This is a genomic window from Piscinibacter gummiphilus, assembly GCF_002116905.1.
GTDB classification, from domain to species: Bacteria; Pseudomonadota; Gammaproteobacteria; order Burkholderiales; family Burkholderiaceae_C; genus Rhizobacter; species Rhizobacter gummiphilus.
The window spans coordinates 611,759-634,440 of the sequence record NZ_CP015118.1 but is presented as its reverse complement, the minus strand read 5'-3'; the positions used below and the strand labels follow the sequence as shown (position 1 = coordinate 634,440).

At 65.1% G+C, this 22,682-nt stretch carries 30 protein-coding genes and 1 tRNA gene; 4 read left to right on the top strand and 27 right to left on the bottom strand.

Going from position 1 to position 22,682, the window contains the following annotated elements:
- Window positions 1-64 precede the first annotated feature (64 nt).
- Both A4W93_RS02850 and A4W93_RS02845 read left to right on the top strand, forming a co-directional pair.
- Entirely contained in the window at window positions 65-517 is a 453-nt protein-coding gene (locus A4W93_RS02850; protein WP_085749164.1) for a Smg family protein, read from the top strand.
- A 528-nt stretch (window positions 518-1,045) separates the two neighbouring features.
- Entirely contained in the window at window positions 1,046-2,041 is a 996-nt protein-coding gene (locus A4W93_RS02845; RefSeq protein WP_085749163.1) for an IS110 family RNA-guided transposase, read from the top strand.
- 49 nt (window positions 2,042-2,090) lie between these two features.
- On the opposite strand, the gene A4W93_RS02840 is transcribed toward A4W93_RS02845, so the two are convergent.
- The 4 genes from A4W93_RS02840 to yajC form a co-directional block, all read right to left on the bottom strand.
- Window positions 2,091-4,376: a DUF1631 family protein gene (locus tag A4W93_RS02840; protein WP_085749162.1), complete on the bottom strand. Its 2,286-nt coding sequence runs from the start codon at window positions 4,374-4,376 to the stop codon at window positions 2,091-2,093.
- Between the two features lie 40 nt (window positions 4,377-4,416).
- Entirely contained in the window at window positions 4,417-5,448 is a 1,032-nt protein-coding gene (secF, locus tag A4W93_RS02835; protein ID WP_085749161.1) for a protein translocase subunit SecF, read from the bottom strand.
- A 30-nt stretch (window positions 5,449-5,478) separates the two neighbouring features.
- The gene (gene secD, locus A4W93_RS02830; protein WP_085749160.1) at window positions 5,479-7,365 is read right to left on the bottom strand and encodes a protein translocase subunit SecD; all 1,887 of its coding nucleotides are present in this window, start codon (window positions 7,363-7,365) and stop codon (window positions 5,479-5,481) included.
- Between the two features lie 84 nt (window positions 7,366-7,449).
- Window positions 7,450-7,788 carry a preprotein translocase subunit YajC gene (yajC, locus tag A4W93_RS02825; protein ID WP_085749159.1) on the bottom strand — a complete coding sequence of 113 codons (339 nt, stop codon included), beginning with the start codon at window positions 7,786-7,788 and terminating at the stop codon, window positions 7,450-7,452.
- A gap of 389 nt (window positions 7,789-8,177) precedes the next feature.
- On the opposite strand from yajC, the gene A4W93_RS02820 reads away from it, so the two are divergent.
- Together A4W93_RS02820 and A4W93_RS02815 are read left to right on the top strand one after the other, a co-directional pair.
- The gene (locus tag A4W93_RS02820; RefSeq protein WP_085749158.1) at window positions 8,178-9,344 is read left to right on the top strand and encodes an SGNH/GDSL hydrolase family protein; all 1,167 of its coding nucleotides are present in this window, start codon (window positions 8,178-8,180) and stop codon (window positions 9,342-9,344) included.
- Window positions 9,345-9,360: 16 nt separating this feature from the next.
- Window positions 9,361-10,032, top strand: coding sequence for an OmpW/AlkL family protein (locus A4W93_RS02815; RefSeq protein WP_085749157.1), 672 nt, complete (start codon window positions 9,361-9,363; stop codon window positions 10,030-10,032).
- A gap of 55 nt (window positions 10,033-10,087) precedes the next feature.
- Here the strand turns inward: A4W93_RS02815 and A4W93_RS02810 are convergent, their stop codons facing one another.
- The 23 genes from A4W93_RS02810 to A4W93_RS02700 all read right to left on the bottom strand — a co-directional run bounded on the left by A4W93_RS02810 (window position 10,088) and on the right by A4W93_RS02700 (window position 22,601).
- Window positions 10,088-10,474 (bottom strand): YkvA family protein, encoded by a 387-nt coding sequence (locus A4W93_RS02810; RefSeq protein ID WP_085749156.1) that lies wholly within the window; start codon window positions 10,472-10,474, stop codon window positions 10,088-10,090.
- A 64-nt stretch (window positions 10,475-10,538) separates the two neighbouring features.
- Window positions 10,539-10,615 (bottom strand) — tRNA-Met (locus A4W93_RS02805).
- 45 nt (window positions 10,616-10,660) lie between these two features.
- Window positions 10,661-11,446, bottom strand: coding sequence for an ABC transporter permease (locus A4W93_RS02800; RefSeq protein WP_085749155.1), 786 nt, complete (start codon window positions 11,444-11,446; stop codon window positions 10,661-10,663).
- Between the two features lie 24 nt (window positions 11,447-11,470).
- Window positions 11,471-12,388 (bottom strand): ATP-binding cassette domain-containing protein, encoded by a 918-nt coding sequence (locus A4W93_RS02795; protein ID WP_085749154.1) that lies wholly within the window; start codon window positions 12,386-12,388, stop codon window positions 11,471-11,473.
- Window positions 12,389-12,526: 138 nt separating this feature from the next.
- The gene (rplQ, locus tag A4W93_RS02790) at window positions 12,527-12,922 is read right to left on the bottom strand and encodes a 50S ribosomal protein L17 (protein ID WP_085749153.1); all 396 of its coding nucleotides are present in this window, start codon (window positions 12,920-12,922) and stop codon (window positions 12,527-12,529) included.
- A 114-nt stretch (window positions 12,923-13,036) separates the two neighbouring features.
- On the bottom strand, window positions 13,037-14,023 hold the full coding sequence (locus A4W93_RS02785) for a DNA-directed RNA polymerase subunit alpha (RefSeq protein WP_085749152.1): 987 nt from the start codon (window positions 14,021-14,023) through the stop codon (window positions 13,037-13,039).
- A gap of 148 nt (window positions 14,024-14,171) precedes the next feature.
- Entirely contained in the window at window positions 14,172-14,795 is a 624-nt protein-coding gene (rpsD, locus tag A4W93_RS02780; RefSeq protein ID WP_085749151.1) for a 30S ribosomal protein S4, read from the bottom strand.
- Window positions 14,796-14,985: 190 nt separating this feature from the next.
- A complete protein-coding gene (gene rpsK, locus A4W93_RS02775) occupies window positions 14,986-15,387 on the bottom strand; it encodes a 30S ribosomal protein S11 (protein ID WP_056668469.1) in 402 nt (133 codons plus the stop codon).
- 17 nt (window positions 15,388-15,404) lie between these two features.
- Window positions 15,405-15,767 (bottom strand): 30S ribosomal protein S13, encoded by a 363-nt coding sequence (rpsM, locus tag A4W93_RS02770; RefSeq protein ID WP_085749150.1) that lies wholly within the window; start codon window positions 15,765-15,767, stop codon window positions 15,405-15,407.
- Window positions 15,768-15,801: 34 nt separating this feature from the next.
- A complete protein-coding gene (rpmJ, locus tag A4W93_RS02765; protein ID WP_011830995.1) occupies window positions 15,802-15,915 on the bottom strand; it encodes a 50S ribosomal protein L36 in 114 nt (37 codons plus the stop codon).
- Between the two features lie 90 nt (window positions 15,916-16,005).
- Window positions 16,006-16,224 (bottom strand): translation initiation factor IF-1, encoded by a 219-nt coding sequence (gene infA / locus A4W93_RS02760; RefSeq protein WP_025495304.1) that lies wholly within the window; start codon window positions 16,222-16,224, stop codon window positions 16,006-16,008.
- A gap of 60 nt (window positions 16,225-16,284) precedes the next feature.
- Entirely contained in the window at window positions 16,285-17,595 is a 1,311-nt protein-coding gene (gene secY, locus A4W93_RS02755; protein WP_085749149.1) for a preprotein translocase subunit SecY, read from the bottom strand.
- A gap of 27 nt (window positions 17,596-17,622) precedes the next feature.
- Complete coding sequence (gene rplO, locus A4W93_RS02750) at window positions 17,623-18,054, bottom strand: 50S ribosomal protein L15 (protein WP_085749148.1); 432 nt, start codon at window positions 18,052-18,054, stop codon at window positions 17,623-17,625.
- 14 nt (window positions 18,055-18,068) lie between these two features.
- Complete coding sequence (gene rpmD / locus A4W93_RS02745; RefSeq protein WP_085749147.1) at window positions 18,069-18,269, bottom strand: 50S ribosomal protein L30; 201 nt, start codon at window positions 18,267-18,269, stop codon at window positions 18,069-18,071.
- A gap of 22 nt (window positions 18,270-18,291) precedes the next feature.
- Window positions 18,292-18,810 carry a 30S ribosomal protein S5 gene (rpsE, locus tag A4W93_RS02740; protein WP_085749146.1) on the bottom strand — a complete coding sequence of 173 codons (519 nt, stop codon included), beginning with the start codon at window positions 18,808-18,810 and terminating at the stop codon, window positions 18,292-18,294.
- 11 nt (window positions 18,811-18,821) lie between these two features.
- Window positions 18,822-19,181 (bottom strand): 50S ribosomal protein L18, encoded by a 360-nt coding sequence (gene rplR, locus A4W93_RS02735; protein WP_085749145.1) that lies wholly within the window; start codon window positions 19,179-19,181, stop codon window positions 18,822-18,824.
- Window positions 19,182-19,193: 12 nt separating this feature from the next.
- Entirely contained in the window at window positions 19,194-19,727 is a 534-nt protein-coding gene (gene rplF / locus A4W93_RS02730; RefSeq protein ID WP_085749144.1) for a 50S ribosomal protein L6, read from the bottom strand.
- Window positions 19,728-19,743: 16 nt separating this feature from the next.
- Complete coding sequence (rpsH, locus tag A4W93_RS02725; protein WP_085749143.1) at window positions 19,744-20,139, bottom strand: 30S ribosomal protein S8; 396 nt, start codon at window positions 20,137-20,139, stop codon at window positions 19,744-19,746.
- 27 nt (window positions 20,140-20,166) lie between these two features.
- Window positions 20,167-20,472: a 30S ribosomal protein S14 gene (gene rpsN / locus A4W93_RS02720; RefSeq protein ID WP_085749142.1), complete on the bottom strand. Its 306-nt coding sequence runs from the start codon at window positions 20,470-20,472 to the stop codon at window positions 20,167-20,169.
- Window positions 20,473-20,480: 8 nt separating this feature from the next.
- Window positions 20,481-21,020, bottom strand: a complete 540-nt coding sequence (gene rplE / locus A4W93_RS02715; protein ID WP_085749141.1) for a 50S ribosomal protein L5 — start codon at window positions 21,018-21,020, stop codon at window positions 20,481-20,483.
- Between the two features lie 10 nt (window positions 21,021-21,030).
- On the bottom strand, window positions 21,031-21,375 hold the full coding sequence (rplX, locus tag A4W93_RS02710; protein WP_085749140.1) for a 50S ribosomal protein L24: 345 nt from the start codon (window positions 21,373-21,375) through the stop codon (window positions 21,031-21,033).
- A 46-nt stretch (window positions 21,376-21,421) separates the two neighbouring features.
- Window positions 21,422-21,790, bottom strand: coding sequence for a 50S ribosomal protein L14 (gene rplN / locus A4W93_RS02705; RefSeq protein WP_056668504.1), 369 nt, complete (start codon window positions 21,788-21,790; stop codon window positions 21,422-21,424).
- Between the two features lie 295 nt (window positions 21,791-22,085).
- The gene (locus tag A4W93_RS02700) at window positions 22,086-22,601 is read right to left on the bottom strand and encodes a peroxiredoxin (RefSeq protein WP_085749139.1); all 516 of its coding nucleotides are present in this window, start codon (window positions 22,599-22,601) and stop codon (window positions 22,086-22,088) included.
- Window positions 22,602-22,682: the final 81 nt, after the last annotated feature.

Here is a 22,682-nt window from a genome sequence, read left to right as displayed (position 1 = left end):
AACTGCTTGGCAAACACGGTTTCCCGGCGGCTTGGCGCGGCCGACCTTGGGGTATAGTGGATTCATGTTTGACGTGCTTGTCTACCTGTACGAAAACTACTGGCGTCCCGACGCCTGTCCCGACCATGCCCAGTTGACGCGCAAGCTGTCCGCCATGGGCTTCGAGACCGACGAGATCGAGGAAGCCCTCACCTGGCTCGACGGCCTGGCCAACGCCAGCGAGTCGTACGCCACGGAACAGAAGGCCGACAGCCTCCGCGTCTACACGGCCAGCGAACAGGAACACCTGGGCGAACACGGCATCGGCTTCATCAGCTTCCTCGAATCCGCCGGCGTGCTGCCCCCGCCCATGCGCGAAATGGTCGTCGACCGGGCCACGGCCATCCCGGGTGGCCCCGTGGACCTGGAAGACCTGAAGATCATCGTGCTGATGGTCTTCTGGAGCCTGGGCGAAGAGCCGGATGCGCTCATCCTCGACGAGCTGTTCGTCGATGAGGCGGACCGATTGATTCATTGAGCCCCCCAGTCGGCTGGCGCCTCCTGCCCCCGAGGGGCGCCCCGGGTCGGCCGGGAGACCCGTCCTCGCGGGTGGCTTGATCGGCGGCGTCGCTTCTCTCGCCTTCCGCATTCGCGTTCTCGCGTCGGAGCATCGCTGCGCTCGGCCCGGGGCAGGGCCGCCGAGGTTCATTCACGCAATGCGGCTCGCAAGCACACCACCGGACATCCACGGGCATGCGCAGCGATGCCCTGACACGAGGGCGCGAAGCGGGGAGGCAAGCGAAGTGACGCCGTCCGATCAAGCCACACGCGAGCCCGGGTTTCCCGGCCGACCCGTGGCGCCCCTTGTATGTTTGTCTTGAGGCTTGACTGCCGCACCGAGTCGGCAGAGAACCTCGATTGTGGAGGTTTGCAGCGCCGTGCATATCCAGTCGCCCCTCTGAGACCTTGATCTCGCCCCCAAGCAGTCGTGAGTGCACGGTTCTGCGTTTGTCTCCAAGCCCGAACAGTTACCTGAACGCACTTCGTATGTTGCAAGGATGGGACTATGACAAACGCTGCTGTTTCCGACACTCCGGCAGTCGCCGCAGGTGAGTTCATCGGCATCGATGTGGCCAAGGCCAAGTTCGACTGGAACACTCATGGCTCTGCCGTTTCTCACTCTGCCTGCAACGACTCTGTCGGATTCGAGTTGCTTTGGCAGGATTTGCGCGACCGACAGATCAACTTGATCGTGGTTGAAGCCACCGGGGGCCTTGAAAACGCCCTCATCGGCTTTCTCATCGGCCAAGGCTTGTCCGTGTCCCGCGTGAACCCGCGCGCGGCCAGGGAGTTCGCTCGCAGCCAGGGTCACCTGGCCAAGACGGATGCCATCGACGCCAGGGCGCTCTCGCATTACGCCCACACCCTGGCGCACAAGGCGAATCAGGCCGGCATTCGCTTCGTACCCGTGCCAGAGCAGGTCGAGGCCTTGCGGGTCCTGATTGTTCGCCGTCACCAGCTGCTGGACATGCGAACGGCCGAAAGGAATCGCCGCGCCGGGGCCATGCGCGTGCTACGCAAGAGCATCGATGCCGTGATCCTCACGCTCAACGAGCAGATCGCCGCGCTCAACGACGACATCCACACGCACCTGAAGGAACACTTCCAGGAGTTGGACGCACGGTTGGAGAGCATCAAGGGGGTTGCGCAGACCACCAGCGCGACGATGATCGCATTCATGCCCGAACTCGGCACCGTTGGTAGTCGCCGAGCAGCCAAGCTCGCCGGGCTGGCCCCGTTGAACAACGATTCGGGCAAGCAGCGGGGCAAGCGATCGATCTGGGGTGGTCGCAGCATCGTGCGCTGCGCCCTCTACATGGCCACCCTGGCGGCGGTCAGGTTCAATCCGGTGATCAAGGCCTTCTACGTTCGGCTCGTCGGGGCGGGGAAGCCCAAGAAGGTCGCCTTGACCGCCTGTTCCCACAAGCTGCTGCGCATCCTCAACGCCATGGCCCGTACCGGGCAGACCTGGAATCCGGAGATTCACGGCCTGCCGGCTTGACTTCGAACACAGTTGCTCGGGGGCAGGAGGCGCCAGCCGACTGGGGGGCCTAATTCAGCAAACGGGAAGGATCGACGTCGAGCTTGGCGAGTGCGCTGCGCGTGGCGCGCACCGTCAGCGACTCGTCCTGGGCGGGCACCAGCAGGCCGGCCTGGAGGAAGGCGGCGAGGCGGTGTTGCTGGAACAGGATGCCGCGGCCGTGGGGCGAGACGAACAGGCTCAGCTGGCGGCGCATGCCTTGCCAGGCGAGTTGCACGACCTCGTTGCGGCCGCGGTAGTCGAGCATGTACCAGCCACCCACCTGCAGTTCGCGGGCCCAAGTCAGCATGGCCGGGGTGGGCATGGAACCGCCCTCGCCCACCACCTCGAGTTCGGACGACTCGTGCCCGGAGAGGTCGAGCACGAGGGACTCGTCGATCTCCATGTCGTCGGTGTCGGGCAGCAGCTCTTCCAGCGTCTCGAGCTTGACCATCAGTTCCTCGAGGCGCTCGCGCGGGATGGCCGCGGTCTTCGCGGTGAAGGCGGCGGCCAGCGAGTTGTTCAGGCGCTGGATGTGTTCGTCCTGCTTGTCGGGCGTCAGACCGGCGTGGTCCATGCCCTCGCGCAGCGTCTTCAGCAGCGGCGGCAAACGGCGGATCACCTCGGCGCGCTCCTCGCGGGACACCTTCGCGCTGGCGGACCAGATCAGGTCGGCCGCCACGCGTTTCATGGTCTTCGTTTCGGCGCTGTGGACGCCGAACTTCACCGACGTCATCGCCATCACGTCGGCCCAGACGTGGAACAGGAACTCGCGCACGCCCTCCTGCACCGGCACCTCGTTGAGCATCTTGCGCAACTCGATGGTGTACTGGATGGCGAGGGTCTCGCGAAGTTCGACCTGCTGCGCGAGCGACACGCCGCGCCGGCTGGCCTCGTTCTCGTTCTTGAAGTAGTTCTCGAGGAACTTCTCGAACTCGGTGAGCACGGTCTGGAACACGCGCCGGCCGGTGTCGGGGTAGGCCTCGACCACCTGGACCACGCGCTTGATTTCCTTCTCGAGCGTGTCGCCCACGGCGCGGCTCGTGCTGTCGAACCCCATCACGCAGGCGCCCATGCGGTCGATCAGGCGGCGAGCCGGGTGGTCCACCGTGGCGAAGAAATCGGGTTCACTGACGGCCACCCGCAGCACCGGCATCTGCAGCCGGGCGAACCACACCCGCACGGCGGCGGGAATGCGCTCCTCGGTGAGGATGCTCTGGAACAGCAGGGCGACGATCTCGATGGTGGCGCGTTCGACGGGCGACGTGGCAGCCGACTTCAGCGCCTGCTTGCGCTGGTGCAGTTCGTCCATCAGCGCCGGGGTGCTGACGGCCTCGCCGGCCACCTGGCCGGCACTCAGCCGGCGCTGGATGCCCTGCTGGGCGTCGGCGATGGCGTTCTTCAGTTCGGCGGAGGCCGGCGGCATGGGCGCGGTGCCGGCGAAGTCGGGCAGCTGGCGGCCGATCAGGCGGTTGAGGCGCCCGAGCACGGCCTCGGCGTGGTCGGACCCGCGGGCGAATCCGCCGGCGCGGGTCATCAGGCGGGTTTCCTCGCCGACGTTGGTGCGGGCGAAAGCGCTGTTGGCCCCGGACGGCGGCGCGTTCACGATGGCCGGGCCGCCGATGCCACCGCCCCCGCCGGTACCGGCCGCGCGGGCGCGGCGGATGAACGGCCGGAGGTCGATCTCGGGCAGCACCCGCTGCTGGATCAGCCAGCGGTTCGTCTCGTGGTAAGCCTCTTCGGCGAAGTGAGCGAACTCCTCGTGCAACACCCCCTGCAGCGTGCGCCAGGCGTCCTGGCCCAGCGAGGCGGACCGCCAGGTGGTGGTGACGATGCGGGCGAGCACGTGCGGACGCAGCACGTCGTGGGTGTCGAGTTCGTCGCGCTGCTCGAGCGAGGACATGCGCGAGCGCAGGTCGGTGAATTCCCAGGAGGCCCGGTCCATCATCGCGAGTGCCAGGCGGGAGCTCAGGATCTCGACCTCGATGGTGTCGTCGTCGACGAGCGACATGCCGCGCGAGCGACCGCCCGCGGCGGGCATCAGGTCGCCGGGCCGCGACGGCACGACCATGCCGTTGCCGAGCGAACCCCGAAGCGCGGCCACGATGCCGTTGATCCAGGCGGGCGCAGCCTTGCGCAGGTCGACCGCGACATCGCGCCGCTTGTATTGCAGTCCGTGCTCAGCGGACTGCGTGGCCAGCAGCCGGGCACCGTCCTCGACAGCATGGACCACGCCCGGCACGCCGCTCAGCAGGCGCTCGACATACGAGCGCCTTGCCTGGGCGGCCAGGGCCAACGAATCGGCAGTGGTCGCCATGGAGGGTGGTTGGTGCTTGGAGAATGAAGATTGCCTAACTCTACACTACCGCCCCGGCGTTGGGGTCGTCCGGATCCAGGTCCTTGGAAACCGACTTGGCAAGGTCTTCCCGCTTGACGCCCAGCCACATGGCGATGGCCGCGGCCACGAACACCGACGAATAGATGCCGAAGCAGATGCCGATGGTGAGCGCGACGGCGAAATAGTGCAGCGTGGGGCCGCCGAACAACAGCATCGAGATGACCATCAGCTGCGTGCTGCCGTGCGTGATGATGGTGCGGCTGATGGTGCTGGTGATGGCGTGGTCGATCACTTGCGGCGTGGTGAGCTTGCGGTACTTGCGGAACGCCTCGCGGATCCGGTCGAAGATCACGACCGATTCGTTCACCGAGTAGCCGAGCACCGCGAGCACGGCCGTCAGCACGGTGAGCGAGAACTCCCACTGGAAGAACGCGAAGAAGCCCAGGATGATGACCACGTCGTGCAGGTTCGCGAGGATGGCCGACACGGCGAACTTCCATTCGAAGCGGATGGCGAGGTAGATCATGATGCCGACGACCACGAAGGCCAGGGCCATCGCGCCGTCGTGCGCCAGCTCCTTGCCCACCTGCGGGCCCACGAACTCGCTGCGCTTGAAGGTCACCGGTTCGGTGTCGCCCGCCCGGCAATCGGGTCGGGAGATCTGCTCGCCCTTGTCGCTCACTTCCTGGTGAACACCGACGGTGCCGTTCTCGGCCTTGCAGACCGCGCCGAACACCTGGCCGACCAGTTCGTCCTGCTTGACGCCTTCACGCAGCGGCACACGGATCAGCACGTCGCGGGTGGTGCCGAAGTTCTGCACCTGCACCTCGCCCAGGCCCAGGGCCTCGACGCCGTGGCGCACCTTGTTGATGTCGGCCGACTGCGCGTAGGCCACCTCGATGACCGTGCCGCCGGTGAACTCGATGGACAGGTGCAGCCCCCGCGTCACGAGGAAAAACACCGCGGCCAGGAACGTGACGGCCGAGATGACGTTCAGCACCAGCGCATGCCGCATGAACGGAATGTCGCGGTGGATTCGGAAGAACTCCATGATGGTCCTCTGTTGTTCTTGGTGTGGAGGTCAGGACTTGGCCGGCTCGTCGGCGGCGGCCGTGGGGGGCACCCACACCGCGCCGATCGACACGTCCTTGAGCTTCTTCTGCCGGCCGTACCAGAGGTTCACGAGGCCGCGCGAGAAGAACACGGCGGAGAACATCGAGGTCAGGATGCCGATGCAGTGCACGACCGCGAAGCCCTTCACCGGGCCCGAGCCGAACACGAGCAGCGCGATGCCGGCGATCAGCGTGGTGACGTTGGAGTCGAGGATGGTGGCGAACGCACGCTCGTAGCCGGCATGGATGGCCGCCTGCGGCGACGCGCCCGAGCGCAGTTCCTCGCGCACGCGTTCGTTGATCAGCACGTTGGCGTCGATGGCCATGCCGAGCGTGAGCGCGATGGCCGCCATGCCCGGCAGGGACAGCGTGGCCTGCAGCATCGACAGGATGGACACGAGCAGCAGCAGGTTCACCGCCAGCGCGATGGTGGAGAACACGCCGAACAGGCGGTAGTAGATGCACATGAACAGCGCGATGCCCGCGAAGCCGTACAGCACGCTGTTGAAGCCCTTGCCGATGTTCTCGGCGCCGAGCGTCGGGCCGATGGTGCGTTCCTCGATGATCTCCATCGGGGCCGCGAGCGAGCCGGCGCGCAGCAGCAGCGCGGTGTCGGTGGCCTCGACGGACGTCATGGAGCCGGAGATCTGCACACGGCCGCCGCCGATCTCGGAGCGGATGACCGGTGCCGTCACGACCTCGCCCTTGCCCTTCTCGAAGAGCAGGATGGCCATGCGCTTGCCGATGTTCTCCCGGGTCACGTCCTTGAAGATGCGCGAGCCGTTGGCGTCGAGCGTCAGGTTGACGGTGGCCTCGTGGGTCTGGCTGTCGAAGCCGGGCTGGGCGTCGGTGAGGTTCTCGCCGGTGAGCAGCACCTGGCGCTTGACGATGATCGGGCGACCGCCGCGCTCGAGGTAGCGCTCGGTGCCGAACGGCACCGGGCCGGAGCCCGCCGCCGCCGCGCCGGCCTCGGCACTGTCGTCGACCAGGCGCACCTCGAGGGTGGCGGTGCGGCCGATGATGTCCTTGGCCTTGGCGGTGTCCTGCACGCCCGGCAGCTGCACGACCACACGGTCGATGCCCTGCTGCTGGATCACGGGTTCGCTCACGCCCAGCTCGTTGACGCGGTTGTGCAGCGTGGTGATGTTCTGCTTGACGGCGGTTTCCTGCACGCGGCGGGCCGTCTCGGGCTTGAGCACGCCCACGAGCTTCATGTCGTTGGCATCGGCCACCGGCGTCCAGGTCATGTCGATGACCTGGTCGGTCAGCAGGGCACGGGCCTGGTCGAACGTGGGACGGTCGCGGAAGCGCACCTCGACGTTGTTGCCGTCGCGGGCGATGCCGGCGTGGCGCAGGTTCTTGTCGCGCAGCAGCGTGCGGATGTCACCGGTGATGGCTTCGGCGCGTTTCGTCAGCGCGGCCTTCATGTCCACCTGCATCAGGAAGTGGACGCCACCGCGCAGGTCGAGGCCGAGGTACATCGGCAGCGCGTGGATGGCCGACAACCAGTGCGGCGAACGCGACAGCAGGTTCAGCGCGACGATGTAGCTCGGGTTGTCGGCGTCGGGATTCAGGGCGCGGGTGAGCGCGTCCTTGGCCTTGAGCTGGGTGTCGGTGTCGCCGAAGCGGGCCTTGATCGAGTTGCCCTCGAACTGGACGAAGTCGGCCTTCGCGCCGGCGTCGACGAGGATCTGGCTCACACGGGCCTCGAGCGAGGCATCGAGCTTGAGCGTGGCCTTGCCACTGCTCACCTGCACGGCCGGGGCTTCACCGAAGAAGTTGGGCAACGTGTAGAGGAAGCCCACCAGCAATGCGATCGCGATGATCGCGTACTTCCACCAAGGGTAGCGGTTCATGAGACGGCTCTTTCGCGGGACGGACCCGCTGCGGGTCGGCGGCCCCGCGAACGTGCGGCACCGCCCGACAGCACGCGGTTGGATTTACTTGATGGTGCCCTTCGGCAGGACCTGAACCACGGCCGAGCGCTGGACCTGGACTTCGACGCCATTGGCGATCTCGACGTGGAGGTAGCTGTCGCCGGTCTTGGCGACCTTGCCGAGGACGCCGCCGCCGATCACGACTTCATCGCCCTTGGCGATGGCGTCGATCATGGCCTTGTGCTCCTTCTGGCGCTTCATCTGGGGCCGGATCATCACGAAGTACAGCACCACGAACATCAGCACGATCGGCAGCATGCCGGTCAGCCCGCCGAATGCCCCAGACGTGGCCGAGGTGGTGGCCGCCGGGGCGGCTTGAGCAAAAGCTTCGGAAATGAACACGTGAAATCCTCTGTGGAAACCGGCGACGGCCGGCGGCGCGCTGCCAACGGAAAAGCATTCGATTGTATGCGGCAGCCGGGGCTCGGACCACCAGCGCCCCCGGGTGGTTCCCCGCATCTTCCCCGGGGGGCGGCGGCACGGAAACAGCACTTGCCGCCGTCCACAGCCGTCCCACAGGCACCCCACAGGAAATCCCCGGAGATATCCACAGCCTGCAGGAGCGCTCCCGGGAATGCCGCTTGTCCCGGCCTCAGCAACATAACTTTTCGAACGAACGTTCGTGTCTAAAGAGTATCCCGCGTTCCGCTCAACGAAACGCCGTGTTACGGTCCACGCCCTGGGTCGGGCCGCAATCGGGCGGCCGGCCTGCCGTACTGGAGAACAACACAGTGAAGAACCACATCCTGGCTGCCCTTGCCGCAGCCGTCCTGGCCGCCTGCGGCGGCGGGGGCAACGATGGCGAGAACAAGAGCTCGGCCACGTCCGTGAAGGTCGTCGGCGCCAGCCTGGCCGACAGCGGCGCCTTCGGCGGCGCCAAGTTCACGGTGCAACCCGGCGTCGCCGGAACGAGCTATCAGGTCTACACGCAGCGCATCGCCGCCACGTACGGCGTGCCGCTGTGCAACAGCTACACCACGGCCAACGGCATGACCGCCACGGTCAACGCCGGCTGCACGAACTACGCCGTGGCCGGCGCGAAGGTGCACGTGAACAACGGCACCGCCGCCGTCGACACGGTGCCCGTCTCGGGCATCCGCCAGCTGGTCGATGCCGGCAACGCGGGCTACGCCGCCGGCGACCTGCTGATCGTGGGTGAACTGAGCGCGAACGACACCGCCACGCTGGTCGAGGCGTTCCTGACCGCGGCCGCGGGCAGCCCGGCCTCGTTCCAGGCCCTGCTCGCTTCGCTGCTGACGCCAGCCCAACTCGCCAGCACCACGGAGTCCGCCGCGCTCGGCGCGATCTACATGCAGGACGTGGCCGACAAGCTGACCAACGCGGTCAAGACGAACGCCATCGACAAGGGGGCCAAGCGCATCGCGATCCTCAACACGCTCGACGTCTCGCGCACGCCGAAGCTGCAGGGTGCCCTCGCCCAGATCGCCGCCGGCCCGGGCGGCGCCGCGCAGGCCACGCAGGTGCAGGCCCTCGTTCGTGCGTGGATCAAGGCCTACAACGACAAGCTGGAAGCCAACGTCGCCGAACTGAACAAGGCCGGCACGAGCAGCGTGATCGTGGTGGACTTCTTCACCAACTTCAACAACGAGATGAACGACCCGCCGCAGTACGGGTTGAGCAACGTCACCGCGACCGTGTGCGACCAGATCGTCACGAAGGGGCAGGCTCCGGCGGTGACCGCGCTGTCGACGCCGTCGACGATGGCCGCCTGCACCGACGTGAACGCCTCGGCCATCACCCCGGCCGTCGCCGCCGACGGCACGAGCAGCTGGTGGACGAAGTACCTCTTCGCCGACAACTTCCACCCCACCCCGTATGGACACCAGCTGCTCGCGCAGATGGTGGCCAAGCGCCTGACCGAAGCCGGCTGGCTCTGAGCGAGGAACCGCATCCATGAAGTCTTCCCTGTACGCCCCCCTCGCCCTCGCCGCCGCCCTGTGCGCCGCGGTGCCCGCCCACGCCCAGCAAGCCGGTCAATGGCTGTTCCGCGGTGGTGTGATGTCCATCATCCCGGACGTCACCAGCGACGACCTGAGCGCCCCCACGGTGCCGGGTGCCAAGATCGACGTCGAGTCGGCCACGACGGTGGCCGGCGGCATCAGCTACATGGTGACCGACAACTGGTCGGTCGACCTGCCGCTCGCGTGGCCGCTCAAGCACCACATCAAGGGCGCGGGCAGCATCGCGGGTTCGGGCGAGATCGGCACGACGAAGGTGGCCCCGGCCACGCTGTTCGCGCAGTACCGCTTCTTCGAGGCACAGGCGCAGGTGCGCCCCTACGTGGGCCTCGGCCTCACGTATGCGATCTTCTTCGACGAGACCGCCAACGGCACGCTGACCGCGCTGACGAATCCGGGTGGCACGCCCACGACGATGAAGATCAAGGACCACTTCGGCCTCACGCCGCAGGTGGGCCTGACCTATGCCGTGAACGACAAGGTGTTCGTGGAGGGCATGGTGGCCAAGAGCCTGCTCAAGACCACCACGACGCTGAGCACCGGCCAGAGCATCGAAACGAAGCTCAACCCGTGGACGCTGGGCCTCTACGTGGGCTGGAAGTACTGATCGGGCGATCCCCGTTTCAGGTTTTTCCGAAGGCCACCCGCGAGGGTGGCCTTTTTCATGGGCCGCACCAGGCTGCAGCCCCGCCGATCACCGCGATCCACACGAGCACGATGACCACGGCTCCTGCGCGGCTCACGGGCCGGCCGTGCCGCTCCGCCAGCCAGGCCTCGGCCTGGCGCCTGCAGTCGGCGAGCACCGGGGGTGGAAGCAGCCGAAGCGCGAGCCACATCAACGCCGGCAGCAGCAGCACGTCGTCGACGTAGCCCAGCACCGGGATGAAATCGGGGATCAGGTCGATGGGGCTCAGCGCATAGGCCACGGCCACGGCACACAGGATCTTCGCCACACGCGGTGTGTCGGGATGGCGTGCCGCGAACCACAGCGCGACGGCGTCGGACTTGATGCGGCGCGCCCATTGGCGCAGAGCGTCACGGATCGACATGACCGGAGCCTGCCCGAAATGCAAACAGCCCGTCACCTTGCGATGACGGGCTGCTGCGGTATTTTGGTTGCGGGGGCTGGATTTGAACCAACGACCTTTGGGTTATGAGCCCAACGAGCTACCAGACTGCTCCACCCCGCGACTGAGCCTGCTAGTTTAGCACCGTTTGGTGTCGCTGTCACACATTCATTTGAAGAATCTGCGGCGCGTGAGCACGAGGGACAGGTAGTAGCCCCCCGCCGCGTACGCGCAGAGCACCAGCGCGGGCACGAGCGGCTGGGCCGGCAACTCGCCGATGATCAGCGGGCGCACGAGCGAAACCGCGTGCGTGAGCGGCAGCACCTGGGCCAGCCACTGCAGCACCACGGGCATCTGCTCGATGGGGAAATACACGCCAGACAGGAAGGTCATGGGTGTCATCACGAGCGTGAAGTAGTACGTGAAGAAGTCGTAGCCGCGGGCGAGCGCGTTGAACACGAGCGCGATGGCGGCGAAGGTGAGGCCCACGAGCCACAGCACCGGCAACGCGAGCAGCATCGTGGGCTCGCGGCTGATGCCGATGGCGAACAGCACGACCAGGATCGCGGCCACCGTGAACATCGACTTGATGGACGCCCACAGCAGTTCGGCGAACACGATGTCGTCGAGCGCGATGGGCGCGTTCATGATGCTCTCCCACGTCTTCTGCACCTCCATGCGCGAGTACGCGGAATAGAGGCCCTCGAACGTGGCGGCCAGCGCGCAGCTCACGGCGATGCTGCCGGACGCGAGGTACAGGATGTACGGCAGGCCCTGCACCTTGCCGATCATCGAACCGAGGCCGTAGCCGAACGCCACCAGCGTGATCAGCGGCTCGGCGATGTTGCCGATGACACTCGGCACCGCGAGCTTCTTCCAGACGAGCAGGTTGCGCAGCACCACGGGCCAGAAACCACGGGTGAGGCGCGGGGTCGCGTACATCGAGATCAGCATGGTCGGTCTTGTGCTTCGATTCGGTCAGTCGTCGCGGATCTGGCGGCCGGTGAGCTTGAGGAACAGGTCCTCGAGATTGGCCGGACGGTGCAGCACGCGCAGGGTCTTGAGCGGCGCCAGGGCCTGCAGCAGCGGGCCCGGGTCGGTCGTGTAGAAGAAGACGGTCTCGCCGCGCGTCTCGATGCGCTGGGCCCACTGGGCGTGCGAGGCCGCGGTGTCGAGCGCGCCATCGCCGTACACCTCCACCACGTCGCTCTCGAGGTGCTCCCTGATCAGCCCGCGCGGGGTGCCCTCGGCGATCTTGCGCCCGTGGTCGAGCACCAGCAGGCGGTCGCACAGCCGCTCGGCCTCGTCCATGAAGTGGGTGGTGAGCAGGATGGACTTGCCCTGCTGCAGCAGGTTCTGCAGCCGCTCCCACATCACGTGCCGGGCCTGCGGGTCGAGGCCGGTGGTGGGTTCGTCGAGCAGCAGCAGTTGCGGGTCATTGATCAGCGCACGGCCGAGGCTCAGGCGGCGCTTCATGCCACCCGACAGTTCGCCGGGTCGCGCGTTCGCCTTCGACTGCAGCGCGGCGAACTCGAGGAGCTTCGGGATGCGCTCGTCGATGGTCTTGTGCGGCAACCCGAAGTAGCGGCCGTACACGCGCAGGTTCTCGGCGCAGGTGAAGTCGGGGTCGAGGCTGTCGAACTGCGTGACAACACCCATGCGCTTCTTCGCCTCGCGCACCTGCTGCGGGATCGGCAGGCCGAAGGCTTCGATCTGGCCGCCGTCGGGCCCGACAAGGCCGAGGCACATGCGGATGGTCGTCGTCTTGCCGGCGCCGTTCGGGCCGATCACGCCGAGACACTCGCCGGGCTGGATCTCGAGCGACAGGTCGTTGACGACGGTGTTGTCGCCGAAGGCCTTGCGCAGGTTGCTGATGCGGAAGATCGGGGTGGGCATGGGGAGGCAGTGTGCCAAAGGATTCCGCAGCCCGTCACCGGGGACGGGTTAGTCCTCACGACAAGTCGTGTCGCGCCCCAAAAGCAGAAGGGCCAGCATTCGCTGGCCCTTCGGCAGATCGTCGATCGATCGAGTGGATTACTCGGCCGACGTGTCTTCGGCGGCTTCGGTGGGTTCCGGACGGTCCACCAGTTCGACGAAGGCCATGGGCGCGTTGTCGCCGACGCGGAAGCCCATCTTCAGGATGCGGGTGTAGCCGCCCGGACGGGCCTTGTAGCGCGGGCCCAGCACGTTGAAGAGCTTCGTGACGACGTCGCGGTCACGGGTGCGGTCGAAGGCCAGGCGGCGATTCGCCAGCGTGGCTTCCTTGGCCAGCGTGATCAGCGGCTCGACGACGCGGCGCAGTTCCTTGGCCTTGGGGACCGTGGTCTTGATCGCTTCGTGCGTCAGCAGCGAGTTGGTCATGTTGCGCAGCATCGCCAGGCGGTGCGACGAGGTGCGGTTCAGCTTGCGGAGGCCATTACGGTGGCGCATGGTGCATTTCCTTTTGAGTTTGAGACCGGCAGCCGTGTCAGGTACTGCCGGGGCACCGGGTGGCTTGCGGCCACCCAGGAAGGTGGACCCGCTGTCGCGGGCCCGGGAGAGCGATTATCGCTTGTCGAGACCTTGCGGCGGCCAGTTCTCGAGGCGGGCGCCCAGGGTCAGGCCGCGGGAGGCCAGAACTTCCTTGATCTCGTTCAGGGACTTGCGGCCCAGGTTCGGGGTCTTGAGGAGTTCGGTCTCGGTGCGCTGGATCAGGTCGCCGATGTAGTAGATGTTCTCGGCCTTCAGGCAGTTGGCCGAACGCACCGTCAGTTCGAGCTCGTCGACCGGACGCAGCAGGATCGGGTCGAACTGCGTGCTGCGCTGCGCCGGCTGGTCGAAGGCGGCGATCTCGCTGCCTTCCAGCTGGGCGAACACGGCGAGCTGTTCAACGAGGATCTTCGCCGAGGCACGGATGGCTTCTTCCGGCGTGATGGCGCCGTTGGTCGCGATTTCCATGACCAGCTTGTCCAGGTCGGTGCGCTGTTCCACGCGGGCGCTTTCGACCGTGTAGCTCACGCGGGAGACCGGCGAGAACGAGGCGTCGAGGACGATGCGGCCGATCGACTTGGTCGGCTCGTCGCCGTAGCGGCGCATGTTGCCGGGCACGTAGCCACGGCCCTTCTCGACCTTGATCTGCATGTCGAGCTTGCCGCCCTGGGCCAGGTGAGCGATCACGTGGTCGGGGTTGATGATCTCGACGTCGTGCGGCGTCTGGATGTCGCCGGCGGTGATCGGGCCTTCGCCTTCCTTGCGGAGCACCAGCGTCACTTCGTCGCGGTTGTGCAGACGGAACACCACACCCTTCAGGTTCAGCATGATGTGGACCACGTCTTCCTGCACACCGTCAACGGTGGAGTACTCGTGGAGCACACCGGCGATGGTGACTTCCGTGGGCGCATACCCGACCATCGACGACAGCAGCACGCGGCGAAGCGCGTTGCCGAGCGTGTGACCATAACCGCGCTCGAAAGGCTCGAGCGTGACCTTGGCGCGGTTGCCGCCGAGCGGCTCCACATTGATGGCTTTGGGTTTGAGCAAGTTTGTTTGCATGAGGTCTTTCTTTCAATACCCTCGGCTCGTTACACCGATAAGGCTGAGGGACCAACCGGAGCGGCTGGAACCGCCACCGAACGAGGAAAACACAGTCGGCCGCGACCGGTCGCCCCACAGGGCAACCAGAACGCGGCCTGCGCTTGGATCAGCGCGAATACAGTTCGACGATCAGGGCTTCCTTGACGTCGGCGGCGAACTCGTCGCGGTCCGGCGTCTTCTTGAACGTGCCTTCGAGCTTCGAGGCATCGACCTGCACCCACGACGGCATGCCTTGCGATTCGGCGAGCTTCACCGAGTCGGCGATGCGCAGCTGCTTCTTCGCCTTTTCACGCACGGCCACCACGTCGCCGACCTTCACTTGGTACGAGGCGATGTTGACGACCTGGCCGTTCACGGTGATCGCCTTGTGCGACACCAGCTGACGACCTTCAGCGCGCGTGGAGCCGAAGCCCATGCGGTAGACGACGTTGTCGAGGCGCGATTCCAGCAGCGTCAGCAGCATGGCACCGGTGTTGCCGCGGCGACGCTCGGCTTCGGCGAAGTAGCGGCGGAACTGACGCTCCAGCACGCCGTACATGCGCTTGACCTTCTGCTTTTCACGCAGTTGGAGACCGAAGTCGGAGGTGCGCGAACCCGAGGTGCGGCCATGCTGGCCGGGCTTCGCTTCGAACTTGACCTTGTCGCCGATGGGGCGGCGGGCGCTCTTCAGGAAGAGGTCGGTGCCTTCGCGGCGGGCGAGTTTGCCAGTGGGGCCGAGATAACGTGCCACGTGATTTCCTTTTTCAATCTGACGCGTGCCCCCGGTGGACGGGACGGCTCGCGCGAGTCTGGCGCGTGTTGTTGTGGTCGCTCAGACGGTGGGCTTAGTGAAACCTTTCGGCTTCAACGGAACCGCCGGCAAGCACACGAGGTGATTGCCGGCGAAGGGAAGAACTGATCGATCCGATCAGCTGCAACCGTCAGATGCGACGACGCTTCTGGGGGCGGCAGCCGTTGTGCGGAACCGGGGTCACGTCCGAGATCGAGTTGATCCGGATGCCCAGCGACGCGAGGGCGCGAACCGAAGACTCGCGACCCGGGCCCGGGCCCTTGATCTTGACGTCGAGGTTCTTGATGCCTTGCTCTTGAGCAGCGCGGCCGGCCACTTCCGCAGCCACCTGGGCGGCGAACGGCGTCGACTTGCGCGAGCCCTTGAAGCCCTGGCCACCGCTGGAGGCCCAGGAGAGGGCGCCGCCTTGGCGGTCGGTGATCGTGATGATCGTGTTGTTGAACGACGCGTGGACGTGCGCAATGCCGTCGGCAACGTTCTTGCGGACTTTCTTGCGGACGCGTTGAGCGGCGGTGTTCGGTGCTTTAGCCATATCGACCTTCTCTCAAATCACTTCTTGACCACGCCAGACTTGCGCGGACCCTTGCGGGTGCGGGCATTCGTCTTGGTGCGCTGGCCACGAACGGGCAGGCCACGGCGGTGGCGGAAACCACGGTAGCAGCCGAGGTCCATCAGGCGCTTGATGTTGATGGACATCTCGCGGCGCAGGTCGCCCTCGATCGTCATGCGACCGATTTCTTCACGGATCTTTTCCAGATCAGCGTCCGTGAGGTCCTTGACCTTGCGATCGAACGGGACGCCACATTCGGTGCAGATCTTCTGCGCCGTGGTGCGGCCAATCCCGTAGATGGCGGTCAGGCCGATCTCGGTGTGCTTCTGGGGCGGAATGTTGATACCAGCAATACGTGCCATGTGCGTCCTCTATTCTTCGCGATGTCGAAGGCGATCAGCCTTGGCGCTGCTTGTGGCGCGGATCGGTACAGATCACGCGAACCACACCCTTGCGACGGATAACCTTGCAGTTCCGGCACATCTTTTTGACCGATGCAGCAACTTTCATGCTCTTCTCCTAGGCCTTCTTCAGACCGTCTTCAACAATTCAATACTTCGTGATCCGCAGGCAGCGAGCCCACTCGGACCACCTGGGGGCTCACTTCGCCCGAAACACAATGCGCGCCCGACTCAGATCGTAAGGCGTCAGCTCGACAGTGACCTTGTCCCCGGGGAGGATCCGGATGTAGTGCATCCGCATCTTTCCGGAGATGTGACCGAGCACGATGTGCCCGTTCTCCAACTTCACGCGAAACGTAGCGTTGGGGAGGTTCTCGAGAATCTCGCCCTGCATCTGGATGACGTCGTCTTTCGCCATGCGCTCTGCTTCGTTGTCTTCGATCCGCTGTCCAGCTTGGTGTCGTCCGAGGCCCTCGCCTCAGCTCGACTTGAAACTTGCCTTCTTCAGCAGCGACTCGTACTGCTGACTCATCACGTACGACTGGACCTGCGCCCAGAAGTCCATCGTCACGACCACCAGGATCAGCAACGAGGTGCCACCGAAGTAGAACGGAACGTTGTACTTCAGCACCAGGAACTCCGGCAGCAGACAGACTGCCGTGATGTACACCGCACCGGCCAGCGTCAGACGCGACAGGATGCGATCGATGTGACGAGCCGTCTGGTCACCCGGGCGGATGCCCGGGATGAACGCGCCGCTCTTCTTCAGGTTGTCCGCCGTCTCACGGCTGTTGAACACCAGCGCCGTGTAGAAGAAGCAGAAGAACACGATGGCCGCGGCATACAGCATCACGTAGATGGGCTGACCCGGGGACAGCGCACCGGCGATGTCCTTCAGCCAGCGCAGGCTGTCGCCCGTGGCGAACCAGCCCACCGCAGTGGCCGGCAGCAGGATGATCGACGACGCGAAGATCGGCGGGATCACGCCGGCCATGTTCAGCTTCAGGGGCAGGTGCGACGACTGACCGCCATACACCTTGTTGCCCACCTGGCGCTTCGCGTAGTTGACGAGGATCTTGCGCTGACCCCGCTCGACGTACACGACGGCGAAGGTCACGGCGAGCACCAGCACGACGATGAACAGGAACACCGGCGAACTCATCGCACCCGTGCGCACCAGCTCGAACAGACCGCCGATGGCGCCCGGAAGACCCGCGGCGATGCCGCCGAAGATCAGGATCGAGATGCCGTTGCCCAGGCCACGCTCGGTGATCTGCTCGCCCAGCCACATCAGGAACATCGTGCCGGCCACCAGGCTGACCACCGCGGTCACGCGGAAGCCGAAGCCGGGGTTGATCACCAGGCCGGCCGAGCTCTCGAGCGCGAGCGCGATGCTCAGCGACTGGAAGAGCGCGAGGGCCAGGGTGCCGTAGCGCGTGTACTTCGTGATCTTGCGACGACCGGCTTCGCCTTCCTTCTTCAGCGCCTCGATGCTGGGCACGACGTAGCCCATCAGCTGCATGATGATCGACGCCGAGATGTACGGCATGATCCCCAGTGCGAAGACGGTGAAGCGGGACAGCGCGCCGCCCGAGAACACGTTCAGCAGGCTCAGGATGCCGCCCTGCTGCCCCTTGAACATCTGCTGCAGCGCGACCGGATCGATGCCGGGCACCGGGATGTGCGCACCGATGCGATACACCACCAGTGCGAGCAGCAAGAACACAAGCCGACGACGGAGGTCGCCGAACTTGCCACTCTTGGCCAGCTGATTCGGGTTGGTTGCCACTGAGACGTGTCCTGTGGATGCGAAGTATTAAGCCAGCGAACCGCCGACGGCCTCGATGGCCGCCTTCGCGCCCGCCGTGGCGCCGATGCCCTTGAGCACGACCTTCTTGGTCAGTTCACCGGTCTTGATGACCTTGACGACCTTGGCGATCTCGCCCACGAGCTTCGACTGCTTCAGCGCGAGCAGGTCGACTTCGTCGAGACCCAGCGCTTCCAGGTCGGCCAGCGTGATTTCAGCGTTGTACTTGAGCGAAGCCGACTTGAAGCCACGCTTCGGCAGGCGACGCTGCAGCGGCATCTGGCCGCCTTCGAAGCCGACCTTGTGGTAGCCACCGGCACGCGACTTCTGACCCTTGTGGCCGCGACCTGCGGTCTTGCCCAGGCCCGAACCGATACCGCGACCGACGCGACGCTTGGCGTGCTTGGCGCCAGCGGCCGGCTTGATGGTGTTGAGTTCCATGTTCTTCTCTCCGCTCAGAGCACTTTGACCAGGTACGAGACCTTGTTGATCATGCCGCGAACCGCGGGCGTGTCTTCGAGTTCAGATTCGCTGTTCAGCTTGCGCAGGCCCAGACCACGCACCGTGGCACGGTGCGATTCGCGGGTACCGGCGATGCTGCGGACCAGCTTGATCTTGAGCGTGGCGCCGCTCTTGGCGTTTTGCTTGTCAGTCATTGCAATTCTCCGGACGGGCTGATCAGCCAGTGATCTCTTCGACCGTCAGACCACGCTTCGCGGCGATTTCTGCCGGCGTGTGCGTGTTCTTCAGCGCGTTCAGCGTGGCGCGAACGAGGTTGTACGGGTTCGGCGAACCGAGGCTCTTGCAGACGATGTCGGTGACACCCATCACTTCGAAGACGGCGCGCATCGGGCCGCCGGCGATGATGCCGGTACCTTCGGGAGCGGGCATCATCAGGACGTGCGAAGCGCCGTGCTCACCCACGACGCGGTGATGGATGGTGCCGTTCTTGAGCGAAACCTTGACCAGGTTGCGGCGAGCCGATTCCATGGCCTTCTGCACAGCGACAGGAACTTCCTTCGCCTTGCCCTTGCCCATGCCGATGCGGCCGTCGCCGTCACCCACGACAGTCAGCGCAGCGAAGCTCAGCGTACGGCCGCCCTTCACCACCTTCGTGACGCGGTTCACCGCGATCATCTTTTCCTTCAGGCCGTCGTCGTTGCCTTCGGTCTGCGCGCGGGGTTGAAACTTTGCCATTTCGAATTCCTTTAGAACTGCAGACCGGCTTCACGGGCTGCGTCGGCCAGGGCCTTGACGCGGCCGTGGTACGCGAAGCCAGCGCGGTCGAACGCGACCTTCTCGACGCCGGCGGCCTTCGCCTTCTCGGCGATGCGCTTGCCGATCAGGACAGCGGCGGCCACGTTGCCACCCTTGCCAGCCAGTTCCTTGCGGACATCGGCTTCGGCGGTGGAGGCGCTGGCCAGCACGCGGGCGCCGTCATCGGAGATGACGCTGGCGTAGATGTGCAGGTTCGTGCGGAAGATCGACAGGCGGACCACGCGTTGCTTGGCAATGCGGGCACGGGTCTGGCGGGAGCGGCGAACGCGCTGATCTTTCTTGTTCAACATGTCATGCGCTCCTTACTTCTTCTTGGTCTCTTTGATCACGACCTTTTCATCCGCGTAGCGGATGCCCTTGCCCTTGTAGGGCTCGGGAGGACGGATCGCGCGGACTTCGGCGGCGATCTGGCCCACGACCTGGCGGTCCGAGCCCTTGATCACGATTTCGGTCTGCGACGGGCAGGCCACGGTCACGCCAGCCGGCATGTCCTTCGACACGGGGTGCGAGAAACCGATCTGCAGGTTCAGCTTCGAACCGGCGGCGGCAGCGCGGAAGCCCACGCCGACGAGCGTCAGCTTCTTCTCGAAGCCCTTGCTCACGCCGTTGACCATGTTGGCCACCAGGGCGCGGTACGTGCCCGACAGCGCGTCGGCTTCGACCGACTCGTTCGCCGGGGCGAACTGCAGCTTGCCGCCTTCGTTCTTGACCGTGACTTGCGGGTTCACCGGACGCACCAGCGTACCGAGCGAGCCCTTCACACTGATTTGTTCAGCCGTGATCGCGACATCCACACCTTGCGGCAGGGCGATCGGCATTTTTCCTACGCGGGACATTCTTTCTACCCCTTCCTTAGGCGACGTAGCAAAGCACTTCGCCGCCGATGCCGGCTTGGCGCGCCTTGCGGTCGGTCATCACGCCCTTCGGCGTGGTGACGATGGCCACACCCAGACCGTTCATCACGTTCGGGATGTCGTGGCGGCCCTTGTAGATGCGCAGGCCGGGACGGCTCACGCGCTCGATGCGCTCGATCACCGGACGGCCGGCGTAGTACTTCAGCGCAACTTCGAGTTCCGGCTTGGCCGACTCGCCGCGGACGGCGAAGTTCTCGATGTAACCCTCGTCCTTCAGGACTTGGGCGATGGCCACCTTCAGCTTCGACGACGGCAGACGCACGGTGGCCTTCTGGACCATTTGTGCGTTGCGGATGCGGGTCAGCATATCGGCGATAGGATCACTCATGCTCATACGGATATCTCCTGATCGTCGTGCCGATTACCAGCTGGCCTTGACAACACCCGGGATGTCGCCCTTGAAGGCGAGTTCACGGATCTTGTTGCGGGCCAGGCCGAACTTGCGGAACGTGCCGCGCGGACGGCCAGTCAGTTCGCAGCGGTTGCGCTGGCGGGTGGGGTACGCATTGCGGGGCAGCTTCTGCAGCTCGAGACGGGCGGCATAACGCTCTTCGTCCGACTTCTTGGCATCGTTCGCGATGCCCTTCAGTTCGGCGTACTTCTTGGCGTACTTGGCGACGAGCGCGGCGCGCTTCTCTTCGCGCTGAATGAGGGAAGTTTTAGCCATGGGCTGCCTCAGTTCTTGAACGGGAATTTGAAGGCGGCGAGCAGTGCCTTGCACTCCTCGTCGTTCTTCGCCGACGTCGTGATGCTGATGTTCAGACCACGCAGCGCATCCACCTTGTCGTATTCGATTTCGGGGAAGATGATCTGTTCTTTGACGCCGATGTTGTAGTTGCCACGACCGTCGAACGAACGGCCGGAGATACCGCGGAAGTCGCGGACGCGCGGCAGGGCGATCGTCACGAAGCGGTCCAGGAATTCGTACATCTGGACGCCACGCAGCGTGACCATGCAGCCGATGGGCACGCCGTCACGGATCTTGAAGCCGGCGATGGCCTTCTTCGACTTGGTGACCACGGGCTTCTGGCCGGCGATCTTGGTCAGGTCGCTCACGGCGTGCTCCATGACCTTCTTGTCCGACACCGCCTCGCTCACACCCATGTTGAGCGTGATCTTGGTCAGGCGCGGCACTTCCATGCTGGATTTGTAGCCGAACTTCGCGGTGAGGTCGGCCACCACCTTTTCGCGGTAGAACTGTTGCAGACGAGCCATGACGGACCTCTTATGCCTTGATTTCTTCGCCGCTCGACTTGAAGACGCGAACCGCCTTCTCCTTCGTCTTGCGGGACTGCTGCTCGCTTTCGCTCAGCAGCTTGAAGCCGACGCGGTCGGCCTTGCCGGTCGCCGGGTTGTAGATGGCGACGTTCGACTGATGGATCGAGAGGGTCTTGTCGACCACACCACCCGTCGTACCCTTCATCGGGTTCGGCTTGACGTGTTTCTTCACGACGTTCACGCCTTCGACGACGATGCGATCGTCATCGACACGCGACACGACCGCGCCGCGCTTGCCCTTGTCGCGACCCGTCAACACGATGACTTGGTCGCCTTTGCGAATCTTGTTCATAAGCTGTCCTTCAACCGGCTCGATGCTGACCTGGTGGCCCGGCGAATTAGAGAACCTCGGGGGCCAGCGACACGATCTTCATGAAGCGCTCGGTACGCAGTTCACGCGTGACCGGGCCGAAGATGCGGGTGCCGATGGGTTCGAGCTTGGCGTTGAGCAGCACGGCGGCATTGCCGTCGAACTTCACCAGCGAACCGTCTTGACGACGGACGCCCTTGGCCGTACGCACGACCACGGCGCTGTAGATTTCGCCCTTCTTGACGCGGCCACGCGGCGCAGCTTCTTTGATGCTGACCTTGATGACGTCGCCAATACCGGCGTAACGACGCTTGGAACCGCCGAGCACCTTGATGCACATGACGGACTTCGCACCAGTGTTGTCCGCGACGTCGAGCCGCGATTGCATTTGAATCATGTTCAGTCCCCAACTTGGCCACAAACGCTTCCATGACCACCATGGAAGCCGCTGCGATCAGTCTTGGGCCCGTCAGATCGCCTCGAGGAGGTTCACTGTTTGGGCGGAGCCGACGCCGACATGCACCGTTAGCAGGGCAGGCAGAGCAGCCCAACTGATGCAGCCGGAAATTCGGCGAAGCTTTGGATTGTGCACCGGGTAGAGAGACCTGTCAACAGTCTTTCTCACCCGAATGCGAAAACAAGGTGCCGGAGCACCCTGCCCGGCCCGGCCATCCCGCCAGGCCCCCGGCCGATCAGCCCTTGAGCTGAGCCGCCTGCTTGAGCATCGTGTCGGCGTCGCTGACCTCGAACTTGCCCGGAGCCTCGATGTTGAGCGTGCGGACCACGCCGTCCTGCACGAGCATCGAGTAGCGCTGCGAGCGCACGCCCATGCCGCGGGCGGTCAGGTCGAGCGTCAGGCCGGTGGCCTTCGTGAACTCGGCACTGCCGTCGGCCATCATGCGCACGGCATCGGCCGTCTTCTGCTCGCGGCCCCAGGCGCCCATGACGAAGGCATCGTTCACCGAAACGCACCACACCTCATCCACGCCGACCGCCTTCAACTCGGCGGCACGCTTCACGTAACCCGGCACGTGCTGCGCGGAGCAGGTGGGCGTGAACGCCCCCGGCAGCGCGAAGATCGCGACTGTCTTGCCGGCCGTGGCCTTTTCCACGTCGAAGCTGTTCGGGCCCAGCGAGCACCCGTTGCCCTCGACTTCGATGAATTCCTGCAGTGCCCCTGCGGGCAGCTTGTCGCCAACTTTCAACATGGTGCGCTCCTGAACCTGTGCAATGAAAAACGGCCGGCCACCGAAGACTCGGTGAACCGACCGTGATGATGCCTCGTGCCG

What these genes read in the sequence shown, in the direction of transcription:
- A4W93_RS02810 (WP_085749156.1), bottom strand. Translation starts at nt 10,474, where the DNA reads ATGTCGATCCGTGACGCTCTGCGCCAATGGGCGCGCCGCATCAAGTCC.
- rplQ (WP_085749153.1), bottom strand. Translation starts at nt 12,922, where the DNA reads ATGCGCCACCGTAATGGCCTCCGCAAGCTGAACCGCACCTCGTCGCAC.
- rplF (WP_085749144.1), bottom strand. Translation starts at nt 19,727, where the DNA reads ATGTCCCGCGTAGGAAAAATGCCGATCGCCCTGCCGCAAGGTGTGGAT.
- rplE (WP_085749141.1), bottom strand. Translation starts at nt 21,020, where the DNA reads ATGGCTCGTCTGCAACAGTTCTACCGCGAAAAGGTGGTGGCCGACCTC.
- rpmJ (WP_011830995.1), bottom strand. Translation starts at nt 15,915, where the DNA reads ATGAAAGTTGCTGCATCGGTCAAAAAGATGTGCCGGAACTGCAAGGTT.
- A4W93_RS02800 (WP_085749155.1), bottom strand. Translation starts at nt 11,446, where the DNA reads ATGCTGATCTCGATGTACGCGACCCCGCGCCTCACCCGTGGTTTCTGG.
- rpsM (WP_085749150.1), bottom strand. Translation starts at nt 15,767, where the DNA reads ATGGCACGTATTGCTGGTATCAACATTCCGCCCCAGAAGCACACCGAG.
- A4W93_RS02850 (WP_085749164.1), top strand. Translation starts at nt 65, where the DNA reads ATGTTTGACGTGCTTGTCTACCTGTACGAAAACTACTGGCGTCCCGAC.
- rplN (WP_056668504.1), bottom strand. Translation starts at nt 21,790, where the DNA reads ATGATTCAAATGCAATCGCGGCTCGACGTCGCGGACAACACTGGTGCG.
- A4W93_RS02700 (WP_085749139.1), bottom strand. Translation starts at nt 22,601, where the DNA reads ATGTTGAAAGTTGGCGACAAGCTGCCCGCAGGGGCACTGCAGGAATTC.
- A4W93_RS02845 (WP_085749163.1), top strand. Translation starts at nt 1,046, where the DNA reads ATGACAAACGCTGCTGTTTCCGACACTCCGGCAGTCGCCGCAGGTGAG.
- A4W93_RS02785 (WP_085749152.1), bottom strand. Translation starts at nt 14,023, where the DNA reads ATGCAAACAAACTTGCTCAAACCCAAAGCCATCAATGTGGAGCCGCTC.
- rplR (WP_085749145.1), bottom strand. Translation starts at nt 19,181, where the DNA reads ATGTTGAACAAGAAAGATCAGCGCGTTCGCCGCTCCCGCCAGACCCGT.
- rpsK (WP_056668469.1), bottom strand. Translation starts at nt 15,387, where the DNA reads ATGGCTAAAGCACCGAACACCGCCGCTCAACGCGTCCGCAAGAAAGTC.
- rpmD (WP_085749147.1), bottom strand. Translation starts at nt 18,269, where the DNA reads ATGACTGACAAGCAAAACGCCAAGAGCGGCGCCACGCTCAAGATCAAG.
- rplO (WP_085749148.1), bottom strand. Translation starts at nt 18,054, where the DNA reads ATGGAACTCAACACCATCAAGCCGGCCGCTGGCGCCAAGCACGCCAAG.
- A4W93_RS02840 (WP_085749162.1), bottom strand. Translation starts at nt 4,376, where the DNA reads ATGGCGACCACTGCCGATTCGTTGGCCCTGGCCGCCCAGGCAAGGCGC.
- rpsN (WP_085749142.1), bottom strand. Translation starts at nt 20,472, where the DNA reads ATGGCTAAAACTTCCCTCATTCAGCGCGAAGAGAAGCGCGCCGCGCTC.
- secF (WP_085749161.1), bottom strand. Translation starts at nt 5,448, where the DNA reads ATGGAGTTCTTCCGAATCCACCGCGACATTCCGTTCATGCGGCATGCG.
- rpsE (WP_085749146.1), bottom strand. Translation starts at nt 18,810, where the DNA reads ATGGCAAAGTTTCAACCCCGCGCGCAGACCGAAGGCAACGACGACGGC.
- rplX (WP_085749140.1), bottom strand. Translation starts at nt 21,375, where the DNA reads ATGAACAAGATTCGCAAAGGCGACCAAGTCATCGTGTTGACGGGTCGC.
- A4W93_RS02795 (WP_085749154.1), bottom strand. Translation starts at nt 12,388, where the DNA reads ATGCCCACCCCGATCTTCCGCATCAGCAACCTGCGCAAGGCCTTCGGC.
- secD (WP_085749160.1), bottom strand. Translation starts at nt 7,365, where the DNA reads ATGAACCGCTACCCTTGGTGGAAGTACGCGATCATCGCGATCGCATTG.
- rpsH (WP_085749143.1), bottom strand. Translation starts at nt 20,139, where the DNA reads ATGAGCATGAGTGATCCTATCGCCGATATGCTGACCCGCATCCGCAAC.
- A4W93_RS02815 (WP_085749157.1), top strand. Translation starts at nt 9,361, where the DNA reads ATGAAGTCTTCCCTGTACGCCCCCCTCGCCCTCGCCGCCGCCCTGTGC.
- infA (WP_025495304.1), bottom strand. Translation starts at nt 16,224, where the DNA reads ATGGCGAAAGACGACGTCATCCAGATGCAGGGCGAGATTCTCGAGAAC.